This window comes from Mesorhizobium sp. P2_C7, from assembly GCF_056404515.1.
Genome location: NZ_JBFUDW010000005.1, coordinates 398,849 through 411,069, shown reverse-complemented (window position 1 = coordinate 411,069; position 12,221 = coordinate 398,849). Strand labels below are relative to the sequence as shown.

The window sequence follows — 12,221 nt, the reverse complement described above, 5'->3', positions numbered from 1 at the left end:
CAGATAGAGCGCCAGATAGATGAAGCCCAGCGCCGAAACCGGCAGGACGAGGTGAATGGCGATGTCGGCGGCACGGTCGAAGCCGGTCTTGTCGGACGCCAGGGTCTCGATGCCGCCGATCGGTAACCAGCGCAGGTCGACGGCAAAGACGACAATCAGCACCAGGCCGAGCCAGAAACCAGGCACGGCATAGAGCGCCAGCGAGCCGATCGACAGCAAGCGGTCGCGAAAACTGCCCGGTCTGGCGCCGGCGTAGATGCCGAGTGCCGAGCCCAGCCCGAAAGAGAGTGCGGTGGCGCTGACCATCAGCAGCAGTGTGGTGGGCAGCCGCTCAAGGATCACGTCGCGGATCGGCCGGGAGAACGTCACCGACTGTCCGAGATCGAGATGCAGCAGCGCCCAGAGATAGTTGGCCAGCCGTGTCAGCTCCGACTGGTCGAGGCCCCAGCGATGACGCAGGAGTTCGATCATGCCGGCGTCGCCGCCGGTGGAGACGATGTAGGCGTCGACCGCGTCGCCGGGCGCTGCTTCGAGCAGCAGGAAGGTGCCGACAACGACGATCAGCAGCACGAAGATGCTGCCGACCAGGCGACGACGGAGGAGGATGAGGGCGCGGGTCATGGGGATGACATGACGCCGTGCCGATTGAGAGAAGTGCGGTGTCTAGGCACCCCCCTCTGTCCTGCCGGACATCTCCCCCGCAAGGGGGGAGATTGGATGTCACCTCTGCTTTCGCCAATCTCCGATGAGGTCACGCAGAAAAAGAACCGCCGTCTGCGAAGCCGCCGATCTCCCCCCTTGCGGGGGAGATGTCCGGTAGGACAGAGGGGGGTGTGAAGGAACGCGGCCTTAGGCCGTGTTTCAACACCGATTTCGCCGCGAATATTCATCCGCGCAAATGTGTCACGATACCAAATAGGTGTCCGCCCAGTTCGACACCGCCCAGCGCGGGTTGTTGGCAATGTTGCCGACGGTGTCGCGTGCGACGCTGATGAAGCTCCATTCGGCGACGTTGATCAGCGGCAGGTCGGAGGCCACCTGTTTCTGGAATTCCTTGTAGAGGTCTGTGCGGGCAGCTGTGTCGAGCGTCTCGGATGCCTTGGCGATTAAGGCATCCAGCGCGTCGTTCTTGTAGCCACCCTGGTTGGAGAACGGCACGCCGTCGGGAATGCCGCTCTGCACCAGGATGGTGGTCGAGATCGCCGGGTCGCCGCGGAACACCGGCGGGCCGACCGCGAGGTCGAAGGCGTGGTCGGTGTAGACGGCCTTGATGTGCGCGGCCGAGTCGTTGTTGACCAGCTGGGCATCGATGCCGATGGCGGCGAGTGCCTGGCGCAGATAGTCGCCGAACTGCTTGGTCTCGTTAAAATAGGGCGCCGGCAAAAGCTTCAGCGAGAAACGGTTGCCGTCGGCGCCTCGTCTGTAACCGGCCTCGTCGAGCAGCGCGTTGCCCTTGGCGACGTCGAAGGCATAGGTCGGCACGTCGGCAGTGTAGAATTGCGGATCGTTCTTTGGCACCGGACCGGTTGCGGTGGCGGCATAGCCGAGGAACACCGTCTTGACGACGAAATCCTTGTCGATGGCATGCGCGATCGCCTGGCGCACCTTGAGGTCGGCCAGTTCCTTGCGGCGATGGTTGATCTCAACGACGAGCTGATAGGTCAACCCCTCATAGCCCTTGGAGATCACCTTGAGGCCTGGCACCTTGGAGATGCGGTCGAGGTCGGCCAGCGGCACGGCGGAAAAGGCGGCGAGCTGGATCTCTTCGGCTTCCAGTGCGCTCGCCGCCGACGTGCGGTCGGGCAACACCTGATAGATGATCTCGTCGAGATAGGGCTCGTCCTTGCCCCAGTAATCCGTGTTCTTCGTCAGCCGGTAATACTGGCCAGCCTTGTATTCGCCGAATTTGAACGGCCCGGTGCCGATCGGCGCGTTGTTGGCCGGGTTGTCCTCGATCTTGCCCACCTCGTAGATGTGCTTCGGCACCACGCTGCTCAGCGCCGGCAGCGCGTTGCGGATCAGCTGGAACGGGGTCGGCTTGGCGAATTTGAACACGGCGGTGAGATCATCCGGCGTGTCGACGGCTGCGAGATCCTTGAACACGGTGCGGCCGAGATTCTGCAGAGGCTTCCATACCTGCAACGCCGAGAAGGCGACATCGGCCGAGGTGAATGGCTTGCCGTCATGCCATTTGACGCCATCGCGCAGTTTGAACGTGACCGAGAGCCCGTCGGCAGTCCCTTCCCAGCTCAAGGCCAGCCGTGGCGCAAGCCCGTCCTTGCCGTCGAACGAGGCTTCAGCCAGCGTTTCGACGATCTTGCTGGAGATGAAGAAGACGCCGTTGGAGGCGACGATCGCCGGGTTGAGGTTCCGCGGCTCGGAATCGGCGGCAAGCACCAGGCGCCCGCCCTTCTTCGGCGTCTGCGCCCAGCCGAATGTCGGCATGGCGGTGGAGGCCAGCAGCATTGCCGAGCTGGCAAGCATCTGGCGTCTGGAAATCGTGAAACCTGACATGATCGAACTCCGTCCTCTCCGCAACCCAACCGGGTGCGCCAATCCCCTCGAACGTCGGCGAGCCCGCCAGCATCCTTGCGGTGGCGATTATGAGCCTTGCCGAGGGTTTCGCCAGAGACGGAATTGGCGCATCCTTGCTTGGCTTTGAAATTTTCGTCCGCTGGACCAGTTTGGAGGAAGCGGTTCAATCTGATCTATCTGGTAAGACCAGATTTCGTTGAATGCGCTGACATAACGTGATGGTGAGTTTGAAGCAGGCCATTTCGCGTGTTTCTGGCTAGACCAGAGCGAGCGAAATGGTGCAGATTTGATCCACAGCCAAGGGATCAGGAGCAAACGGCCGGCGATCTCGGGCAATTCAGGGAGAGAGAGATGAACATTGCTCAGGGCAAGAGTGCCGTCAGCAATATCCCGTTCGACAAGGCAAGGGTCGACCGGCTGATGGAGGAGGCAGGCATCGATGTGCTGCTGGCGACCTCCAAGCACAACACGCAGTATCTGCTGGGCGGCTACAAGTTCATCTTCTTCGCCGCCATGGATGCCATCGGCCACAGTCGCTATTTGCCTGTCGTCGTCTATGAGAAGGGCGGACCCGACCATGCCGCCTATATCGGCAACCGCATGGAAGGCGCCGAGCACCAGAACAACCCGTTCTGGACACCGACCCTGCACGCCGCCTGCTGGGGCACGCTCGACGCAGCCAACCTCGCCGTTGAGCACCTGCGGAAGATCGGCAGAACGGGCGCCCGCATCGGCATCGAGCCGAGCTTCCTGCCGTCGGATGCTTACACGCTGATCCGCAAGGCATTGCCGGACGCCAAGTTGATCGATGCGACAGCCATGCTGGAGAGCATGCGCGCGATCAAGACCGATGCAGAGCTGGAGAAGCTGCGCACCGCTTCCGAACTGATCACCGATTCCATGCTGGCCACAATCGCCTGGGCAGGCGAAGGCACGACCAAGACCGAGATCATCGAGCAACTTCGGCGCGAAGAGACCAATCGGGGCGCGCATTTCGAATATTGCCTGCTGACGCTGGGCTCCAGCCATAACCGCGCCGCTTCACCGCAGGCGTGGAAGAAGGGCGAGGTGCTGTCGATCGATTCCGGCGGCAACTATCACGGCTATATCGGCGACCTCTGCCGGATGGGCATTCTGGGCGAACCGGATGCCGAACTCGAAGACCTGCTGGCCGAGGTCGAGACAGTGCAACAGGCGGCGTTCTCCAAGGTTAGGGCGGGCACGCTGGGCGGCGACATGATTTTGCACGCCGAGGGTGTGCTGAAGGCCTCGAAGGTCGCACCCTATACGGATTTCTTCGCCCACGGCATGGGACTGATCACGCACGAAGCGCCGTTCCTGATGACCAACCATCCGGTGACCTATGAAGGCACCTACGCGGCCAAGCCGCTGGAAACAAACATGGTGCTATCAGTCGAGACGACCATGCTTCACCCGACGCGGGGGTTCATCAAGCTGGAGGATACACTGGCGGTGACGGACACCGGCTATGTGATGTTCGGCGACCGGGGCCGGGGATGGAATAGAGGTGGGGGGTAATAGACGCTGGTTTGATCGCCTGAGCATTCACTAAGATGGATCAGGAACCGCCAAGGCAAGTCTTTCTCGACACATGTTGCCAGATTTCATCTCGGCTTGAATCTGTTGGATTTCGCTTTGCAAAAAGCGGTCCTCATGCAAGTCGCCGCGCCGGCGACTGGACATTCAAAATTTCCTTTCAGTCAAACTATTTGAATGTCGGCGGCGAGTATGTCGAGCTCGTCGTGCATGCGTCGGTCTACAACAAGGCAATAAAGGAATGGGATCAACGCAACGGTTGGCCGGCCAATGCCAGCGACTGGGTCGCGGGCGGACAGCTTGGCAATTTGCGAACCCCGCATCACTGGCGGACATGGAACATCGCAAACCCGCTTACTCGTCACTCTGAAATCGCGAACATCGTTGCCAACATTCAGACGACTGTCCTGCCGTTCTTTGAGCGTTTTGGTGCTCCACGCAAAGTAGCCGAGCAGCTCGCGCATTCTGAAATCCCAGGTTTCATGTTCCCACAAAATGCTGTTCGGTTTGTATTCTGGCAGCTTGGTCCAGAGGCAGCGGAAAACTGTATGTCCTATTGGGTCGCGCGCCTACCTTCGCCGGATGTCTTCCGATCTGAGCGCGACGTCCCCACTCTGCGGGATAGGCTCGCTGCGGGAAGCGATGCCAACAACCTGGCAAGGGTCGCTCGTGCGATGAAGATTGGCTTCAGCCTCTGACGTTAGTCCTTCCCCGCCGGCAGCAACCTGAAATCCGGCAGCTCCCGCAGCACCAGTTCCGGCCCGGCCGGTGAATAGACGACGAAAAGCTGCATTGGCCCATCACCGGTGTTGAGCGTAGAGTGAAAACGGCTTTCCGGCACATAGATGGTGCAGCCGGGGCCGACCTTCTCGACCACCGGATTGCCCTTCTCGTCCTCAACCATCTGCTCGCCGTTGCCCGAGATGACGAAGATGATTTCCTCGGCGCCCGGATGGTTGTGGCGCGTGTGGCCCTTGCCGGAGGGCAGGTCGACGACGCCGCCGGAAAAGCGCGTCGCGCCATTCACCTCAGGGGCCACCGTCAACGCCAGCCTGCCCCAGTCGAAGCCGAAGGCGCTGACGTCCTTGGGGTAGACAAACACCTTGCTCTTGTCGGTCATCTCTCATCCCTTCTTTTTCTTCTGGTCATGAAGCGAGACGGCCTTGAAATCAGCCGTCTGTTTGGCGATCGCGGCTTCCGCCGGCAGCCGTTCCATCGAGCTTGCGCCATAGAAGCCGTGCAGGCCCTTGCAGCGGTCGAGGATATAGCGCGCGTCATTAGGCATCGAGATCGGCCCGCCATGGCAAAGCAGGATGACATCCTTGCGCACCGAACGGGCCGCGTTGGCAATGGCGTCGATCTCGACAACGCAATCGTCGAGCGACTTGGCCGAGGTGGCGCCGATCGAGCCGCCGGTAGTCACCCCCATATGGGCGACGACGATGTCGGCGCCGGCTTTTGTCATGGCGCGGGCCTCGTCGGGGTTGAAGACATAGGGCGTGGTCAGCAGGTCGAGCTTATGTGCCTCGGCGATCATCTCGACCTCGAGCCCAAAACCCATGCCGGTCTCCTCGAAGCTTTGCCGCATCTGACCGTCGAACAAGCCGATGGTGGGAAAGTTCTGCACGCCGGAAAAGCCCATCGTCTTCAGCTCGGTGAGAAGCAGCGGCATGATGACGAACGGGTCGGTGCCGTTGACGCCGGCCAGCACCGGCGTCTTCTTGATCACCGGCAACACCTCATAGGCCATCTCCTTGACGATCTCGTTGGCATTGCCATAGGCGAGCAGGCCGGCGGCCGAACCACGCCCGGCCATGCGGTAGCGGCCGGAATTGTAGATGATGATGAGGTCGATGCCTCCGGCCTCCTCGGCCTTGGCCGACAGGCCGGTGCCGGCGCCGCCGCCGACAATCGGCACGCCCTTGTCGATCATTGCCCTGAACTTCTTCAGTATGTCCTTGCGCGGTATGGCGGGCATATCTTGGATCTCACTGTCTGGCGATGTCGAGAAAGGCCGCAACCGCTGCCTTGGCGAATTCGGGATCGTTGATGTGCAGCGGCAAGCGCGTGACGCGGCGCATGTCGTTCGGCTGGATGGTGCTCTCGACGGCTTCGAACAGAACGGCGTCGGCCTCTGGATCGAAGAAAGCACCGCCTTTGATGTCGAGCGCCGAGACACCTTTTTCCGGAATGAGGACATGCACCGGCCCCTCGCAGAGGGCGAGCCTTGTGCCGATCCATTCGCCGATCGCGCGGCATTCCTGCGGCGTGGTGCGCATCAGCGTGACGTTCGGATTGTGTTCGTACACCAACCGTCCGCGATAGTGTTCCGGGATGGTCGACGGCGCCCAGAAGTTGACCATGTCGAGCGCGCCGACCGAGCCGACGTAGGGCAACCCGGTGCGGGCGATCGCACCGAAACGATCCTCGGTCGCCGGCAGCACGCCACCGAACAGCAGGTCGCAGACCTCCGTCGTGGTGATGTCGATCACCCCCGACAGCAGGCCGCTGTCGGCCAGCTTCTCCATGCTGCGGCCGCCGGTGCCGGTGGCGTGGAAGACCATGCAGTCATAGGTCGAGCGAAGCTGGTCGGCGATGGCGGTCACGCAAGGCGTGGTAACGCCGAACATGGTGAGGCCGATCGATGGTTTGCCATCGGCCGGCGGCGCCGGCCTGGCCGCCATGCCTGATATGGCCTGGGCGGCGTTGTGCAGGACGACACGGGAAATCCGGTTCAGCCCGGCCATGTCGGTCACCGATGGCATCATGACGATGTCGGAGACATCGACATAGGGCGCGGTGTCGCCGGAGGCGAGCGTCGAGACCATGATCTTCGGCAGGCCGAGCGGCAGCGCGCGCATGCCCGACGTGATGATCGAAGTGCCGCCGCCACCGCCAATACCGATCATGGCGGCGATGTCGTTTCGCGATTGGACAAAGCGGGCGAAGGCGATGCCCATGGCGGCGACCGCAGCGCCACGGTCGTTGCCGCCGAGCACGGCGTCACGACCGCCGGGGTGATGGCCGGCAATGTCTTTGGCCGGGATGTCCACCGCGACGGTTGGGTCGCGCGTCCCGACATTGACGCGCGAAACGGCGGCGCCCGTGGCGGCTATCGCATCCGCCAGGAAGGCGAGTTCCTCGCCCTTGGTGTCAGCCGTGCCCACCGCATAGATGCGCTTCATTGCGTTCCCCAATCCAGGCCGGCGCAACGCTGCGCCCCTCCGCTCATTGCCCGGCCGCTCGACGATGCGAAGGTCATTGCAAATTTTTGAGACGCGCGTATCGTATTGACATGGATGTCTCACGTCAACAATCGACAGCAGGCGAAGACGCCGAGCGGGGTAGCGGCCAGGCGCTGGAGCGTGGCCCCCGCGCGCGCACGAAACGGCTTATGCTGGAGACGGCGACAAGGCTGATGCAGGCGGGCGTCACGCCGTCGATTAGCGAGGTTGCCGAAGCGGCAGAAGTTTCCCGCGCCACCGCCTATCGCTATTTCCCGAGCCAGGCGRCGCTGGTGAAGGCTGTCGTCGACGAGGGGCTCGGCCCAATCCTCACCTGGCAATCGACCTCCGCCGATGCCGAGCGCCGGGTCGCCGACCTGTTCGACACCGCCATGCCGCGCATCGAGGCCTTCGAGGCGACGTTCAAGGCGGCCCTGAAGCTGTYGCTCGACCAGTGGGCGAGGCGCCAGGCCGGCACGCTGGGCGGCGAGCCGGCTTTTACCCGGGGGCATCGCATCGACTTGCTGAAGGAGGCGATCGCGCCACTGAGGGGCGAGCTGCCGCCGCGCGAATTCGAGCGCCTGGCGCAGGCGCTGTCGCTGATTTTCGGCGTCGAACTGCTGATTGTGCTGAAGGACATCTGGGGCCTGGACAGCGGCAAGACCCTGGCCGTCGCCCGGTGGGCGGCCTCAGCGCTGGTGCGCCAGGCGCGACTCCGGACGCCATCCTGACCAGGGGTGGTGGCGGCGTGAATTGGGCATGGAGGAGGGCTGGACGAAGGCGGATGTAGGATATGAGACTTCTCCCGACGCGGACCGGATTGGGGGGGCGTCGAGGGCAATCCGGGGTGGTCGCCGCGGTAGCTCGGAGCGAATCTGGTTCGACCAGATTTGAAGGTCGGCGATTTCAGTTATTTTGGGGATTGGCGTTTTGCGAACGGGATGAAGGTGGAGAATTGCCAAAAATGAAGGAAATACCAACATATAGCGGACGTTTTCAGCTTATTTTGGTGACGGCAAATTTTAAGAAAGCGCTTGACGAGCATCTTAAATTGGTAATACCAGATTAGGAAAGAAAAGGCGGATCGGGAATGACAGCCGCAGTCCATTTCGGCAGGGCGAGGAGGATCACACGGATGGCGCGTGTTCCGTCCGCACGAGGTAGCACATCGTGACGCAGACGTCGCCTCGCGCCAGTGCCGGCAAGGGGATTGCGCTGCGCCTCGATGGGCTCAGCAAAGCCTATGGATCCGTGCGCGCCATCAACGACCTGAGCTTCGCCGTCGACGAAGGCCGCTTCTTCGTACTCTTCGGGCCGAGCTCGGTTGGCAAGACGACGACGCTGCGCACTATCGCCGGCCTCGTCCAAGCCGACTCCGGCACGCTTGAGATCGGCGGCCGCGACATGACCCATGCGCCGATCGCCGGCCGCGGCATCTCGATGGTCTTCCAGTCTTTCGCGCTTTACCCCCACCTCACGGTCTACGACAATCTCGCCTATCCGCTGCGCGAGGAGAAAGTCGCGCGCGCCGAGATCGACAAGCGGGTGAAAGAGACCGCCGAGATCCTGAAGCTGACACACCGCCTGAAGGCCAAGCCGGCAACCCTGTCCGGCGGAGAGCAGCAGCGCGTCGCGCTCGGCCGCTCCCTGATCCGCCGGCCAAAGATTCTTCTCCTCGATGAGCCGCTCACCAATCTCGACGCCAAGCTTCGGCACGAGACGCGCGCCGAGCTGAAGCGGCTGCACCGCCAGTTCGGCATGACCGTGATCTATGCCACGCCCGACGAGCTCGAGGCTCTCTCGATGGGCGAGACGATCGCCGTCATGCGCGATGGCGGCATCGTCCAGATCGGCACGCCGGACGAGCTTTACGAACAGCCGATCCATACCTATGTCGCCAGCAAGATCGGCTCGCCGCACATGAATCTGTTCACGGCCTCGGTGCGCGCCGACACCAGGTCTTTCGACACGCCGCTCGGGACACTGGTTCCGGCGACGGCGCCAAAGACTGCCGATGCCGGCGAGGCCGCGCTGATCGGCATTCGCCCGAGCGACATTCGGCTCGCCGCCAAGGGCGAAGCCGGGGTTGCCTCGAAGGTGCATCTGGTCGAACCGCTCGGCGACATCACGATCGTCTCGGTCGAGGCCGGCGGCGAGATGTTGCGCATGGTGCTGCCGGAAGCGATCGCCGCCAGCATCAGGACCGGCGATTCGGCATCGATCGCCATCGATAACAGGAAAATCCACGTCTTCCGCGCCGTGAGCGGCCAGGCAATGACCTGACGCGAACGGCGAGAAGCAATCCGGTTAACCAAGGGAGGAAACGCGAATGACGGCGATGACCAAAGTGAAAGGGCTAGCGACAGCCGCAAGCTTCGCTGCCACGCTACTGGTGGGAGGCGTGACCTATGCCTCTGCCGAAGAAGTGACGTTGACGATGGCGGTGCCGGATTGGCCCCCGACCCGCATTATGAAGAAGTTCTTCGACGAGCAGTACAAGCCCAAGTCTGGCAATACCGTGAAGCTCGATGTCGACTTCATTCCGTGGCCGGATTTCTACACCCGCGTCAACGCCTCGTTGACCTCGGGCGAAAAGAAGTACAACTTCATCGTGTCGGACTCGCAGTGGCTGGGCGCCTTCGTCGAAGGCGGCTACTTCCGCAAGATCAACGATCTCATCGATGCCGACCCGGAACTCAAGGCGGCGATGGAGTCGATGCATCCGGCCGTGCTCAACGCCTACTCGACCTATCCCAACAGCACGCCGAACTACTACGGCTTCCCGCAGTTCCCGGACGTGCTGGTCACCTACGGCCGCAAGGACGTGCTCTGCAACGACGACGAGCAGGCCGCCTTCAAGGCGAAGTACAATGAGAAGCTGCCCTGCACCGGCGAAGAAATCGACGCCATGGACTGGAACACGTTCGAGCATGTTGGCGAATTCTTCCAGCGCAAGAAGGGCGACAAGCTCGCCGGCCAGGTGCTGGATGACGATTTCTACGGCATCGCCTATCAGGCAGGCAAAGGCTACGACTTCTCGACGAGCTCGGTCCACACGTTCGTCTGGGAGCATGGCGGCGGCATCTGGGATGAAACCAAGGCCCCGACCGGACATGCCGAAGGCGTCGTAAACTCCCCGAAGTCCATCGAGGGCATGGAGCATTTCCTCAAATTGCTGAAGTACATGCCGCCGGTGGTCAAGACCGGCACCATGGACATCTTCGTCTCGGACCAGTTGTTCCGTGAAGGCAAGGTGGCCATGAACATCGACTGGATCGGTCTCGGCGAAGCCTCGCTCGATCCCAAGACGTCGAAGGTTGCCGACAAGCTGGTGTTCGGATTGGCGCCAGGCCTGCGCGGCCCCGACGGAAAGGTGAATCGTACGTCACAGATCGGCGGACAGCCTTTCGTTCTCACCACCTGGACGACGCCTGAGCAAATCAAGGAAGCGGTGGGCTTCGTGAAGTGGTGGCTCTCGCCCGATATCCAGCACCAGTTCGCAGCCGCCGGCGGCCAGTCCGCGATCAAGTCGGTCTACAGCGATCCGAAATACGTGACCTATCGTCCGTGGGACCGCGCCTGGGCGAACTCGCTCGACTGGCAGAAGGACATGTGGCACGTGCCGCAGTTCTTCGAACTGCTCACCCAGCAGCAGGATCAGTACGACCTAGCCATCACTGGCAAGCAGGACGCCAAAACCACCCTGGATAACATCGCCAAGTTCCAGGAGGACCTCCTGAAGAACGCTGGCCTTATCCAGTAACCATCCAACATAGCTGCGGGGAGCGGGCAAAAGCCGCTCCCCATCATTGCCACGTCAGGCGCTCCATATTTCGGACTCTCATGACCGCTGTTTCAAGCACGCTGCTGACACCACGCCTTACCGCGGTTGTTGCCCACAACTGGAAACTCGCCATCGCTGTCGCTGTCGTCGTGTCGGCCATATCAATGGCGGGCTTGCCGGCGGCTGTCTCCTTCTGGGTGGTGGGCGCCGCGGCGGCGTTGGTCGCGGCCGCATTTACCGTCAACGCGTATCGCCGCCACTACTTCGGCGCCCTGCTGGTCGCTCCGGCAATCGCCGTTCTGTTTGTGATGAATATCTTCCCCCTGCTGTGGTCGCTGGGCCTTTCGTTCTTCGCCTACCAGGCAAACCAGCAGACGATCCGCTTCGTCGGACTCGGGAACTACGTCCGGATCCTTACCAACGATCTCGCTGCTCACGCGACTTGGGGCGCGCTGATCAATACCGCCATGTTCGTCGTGTTCACCGTCTCCGCGCAGATGATCGTCGGCTTTCTGCTGGCCATCCTGTTCGCTAAGCAATTTCCGCTGCGCAAGTATTTGTTGATCCTGGTGCTGACACCGATGATGCTTTCGGTTGTCGCCTCTGGCGTGTTCTTCACCTACTACTATGACCCGACATTCGGGATTCTCAGCTACGTCATCAATTCCATCTCCGGCAACCAGTTCATCCTGATGAGCAACAAAGTCGGTGCCGTGGCGGGAATCGTTTTCGCCGACGCATGGATGTGGTCGCCCTTCGTCATGCTCCTTGTGCTGGCGGGCCTCGTCTCGGTGCCGAAATACCTTTACGAGGCCGCTGCCATCGACCGTATTTCCAGCTGGCGCCAATTCTGGATGATCACCTTCCCCTACATCCGCGGCCTTCTGATGTTGGCCCTTCTCTTCCGCACCATCGAGGCATTCAAGCTGGCGGATCTCGTCATCCTCCTCACCAAGGGCGGCAACGACACACTGACGATCTCCTATCACTTGATCCGCATCGCCAACGAGCAGAACAAGACGAGTGAGGGCGCGGCGATCTCCTATCTGATGCTGTTCATGGTGATCGTTCTCACCAACCTCTACCTGTACCTCGCAAACCGCCGTACGAAGGGAGCCTGA

General features: G+C 61.8%; 11 protein-coding genes. 6 read left to right on the top strand and 5 right to left on the bottom strand.

The annotated features are described in order from the left end of the window. A partial coding sequence (locus AC1D2G_RS13870) for an ABC transporter permease (RefSeq protein WP_477414571.1) occupies positions 1 to 621 on the bottom strand: 621 nt, incomplete at its 3' end. Positions 622 to 903: 282 nt separating this feature from the next. Then, a complete protein-coding gene (locus tag AC1D2G_RS13865; protein WP_477414569.1) occupies positions 904 to 2,514 on the bottom strand; it encodes an ABC transporter substrate-binding protein in 1,611 nt (536 codons plus the stop codon). Between the two features lie 372 nt (positions 2,515 to 2,886). On the opposite strand from AC1D2G_RS13865, the gene AC1D2G_RS13860 reads away from it, so the two are divergent. Both AC1D2G_RS13860 and AC1D2G_RS13855 read left to right on the top strand, forming a co-directional pair. Beyond that, the gene (locus tag AC1D2G_RS13860; RefSeq protein ID WP_477414567.1) at positions 2,887 to 4,074 is read left to right on the top strand and encodes a M24 family metallopeptidase; all 1,188 of its coding nucleotides are present in this window, start codon (positions 2,887 to 2,889) and stop codon (positions 4,072 to 4,074) included. Between the two features lie 35 nt (positions 4,075 to 4,109). After that, on the top strand, positions 4,110 to 4,790 hold the full coding sequence (locus AC1D2G_RS13855; protein ID WP_477414565.1) for a DUF4304 domain-containing protein: 681 nt from the start codon (positions 4,110 to 4,112) through the stop codon (positions 4,788 to 4,790). Between the two features lie 2 nt (positions 4,791 to 4,792). Here the strand turns inward: AC1D2G_RS13855 and AC1D2G_RS13850 are convergent, their stop codons facing one another. From AC1D2G_RS13850 to AC1D2G_RS13840, 3 genes are read right to left on the bottom strand one after another with little or no spacing between them, the layout of a single operon-like run. Then, positions 4,793 to 5,212: a cupin domain-containing protein gene (locus tag AC1D2G_RS13850; RefSeq protein WP_477414563.1), complete on the bottom strand. Its 420-nt coding sequence runs from the start codon at positions 5,210 to 5,212 to the stop codon at positions 4,793 to 4,795. A gap of 3 nt (positions 5,213 to 5,215) precedes the next feature. Next, positions 5,216 to 6,070 carry a phosphoenolpyruvate hydrolase family protein gene (locus AC1D2G_RS13845; RefSeq protein WP_477414561.1) on the bottom strand — a complete coding sequence of 285 codons (855 nt, stop codon included), beginning with the start codon at positions 6,068 to 6,070 and terminating at the stop codon, positions 5,216 to 5,218. 10 nt (positions 6,071 to 6,080) lie between these two features. After that, positions 6,081 to 7,277, bottom strand: coding sequence for a Tm-1-like ATP-binding domain-containing protein (locus AC1D2G_RS13840; protein WP_477414559.1), 1,197 nt, complete (start codon positions 7,275 to 7,277; stop codon positions 6,081 to 6,083). A gap of 110 nt (positions 7,278 to 7,387) precedes the next feature. Here AC1D2G_RS13840 and AC1D2G_RS13835 point away from each other — a divergent pair, with 110 nt between their 5' ends. The 4 genes from AC1D2G_RS13835 to AC1D2G_RS13820 all read left to right on the top strand — a co-directional run bounded on the left by AC1D2G_RS13835 (position 7,388) and on the right by AC1D2G_RS13820 (position 12,221). Continuing rightward, on the top strand, positions 7,388 to 8,047 hold the full coding sequence (locus AC1D2G_RS13835) for a TetR/AcrR family transcriptional regulator (RefSeq protein ID WP_477414557.1): 660 nt from the start codon (positions 7,388 to 7,390) through the stop codon (positions 8,045 to 8,047). A gap of 439 nt (positions 8,048 to 8,486) precedes the next feature. After that, positions 8,487 to 9,599, top strand: coding sequence for an ABC transporter ATP-binding protein (locus AC1D2G_RS13830; RefSeq protein ID WP_457154409.1), 1,113 nt, complete (start codon positions 8,487 to 8,489; stop codon positions 9,597 to 9,599). Positions 9,600 to 9,645: 46 nt separating this feature from the next. Next, positions 9,646 to 11,079, top strand: a complete 1,434-nt coding sequence (locus AC1D2G_RS13825) for an ABC transporter substrate-binding protein (protein ID WP_477227854.1) — start codon at positions 9,646 to 9,648, stop codon at positions 11,077 to 11,079. An 80-nt stretch (positions 11,080 to 11,159) separates the two neighbouring features. Beyond that, on the top strand, positions 11,160 to 12,221 hold the full coding sequence (locus AC1D2G_RS13820) for a carbohydrate ABC transporter permease (RefSeq protein ID WP_010911632.1): 1,062 nt from the start codon (positions 11,160 to 11,162) through the stop codon (positions 12,219 to 12,221).

Excerpts from the sequence above, each read along its gene's own strand:
- AC1D2G_RS13820 (WP_010911632.1), top strand. The coding sequence starts at position 11,160 with ATGACCGCTGTTTCAAGCACGCTGCTGACACCACGCCTTACCGCGGTT.
- AC1D2G_RS13850 (WP_477414563.1), bottom strand. The coding sequence starts at position 5,212 with ATGACCGACAAGAGCAAGGTGTTTGTCTACCCCAAGGACGTCAGCGCC.
- AC1D2G_RS13855 (WP_477414565.1), top strand. The coding sequence starts at position 4,110 with ATGGATCAGGAACCGCCAAGGCAAGTCTTTCTCGACACATGTTGCCAG.
- AC1D2G_RS13825 (WP_477227854.1), top strand. The coding sequence starts at position 9,646 with ATGACGGCGATGACCAAAGTGAAAGGGCTAGCGACAGCCGCAAGCTTC.
- AC1D2G_RS13860 (WP_477414567.1), top strand. The coding sequence starts at position 2,887 with ATGAACATTGCTCAGGGCAAGAGTGCCGTCAGCAATATCCCGTTCGAC.
- AC1D2G_RS13865 (WP_477414569.1), bottom strand. The coding sequence starts at position 2,514 with ATGTCAGGTTTCACGATTTCCAGACGCCAGATGCTTGCCAGCTCGGCA.
- AC1D2G_RS13840 (WP_477414559.1), bottom strand. The coding sequence starts at position 7,277 with ATGAAGCGCATCTATGCGGTGGGCACGGCTGACACCAAGGGCGAGGAA.
- AC1D2G_RS13845 (WP_477414561.1), bottom strand. The coding sequence starts at position 6,070 with ATGCCCGCCATACCGCGCAAGGACATACTGAAGAAGTTCAGGGCAATG.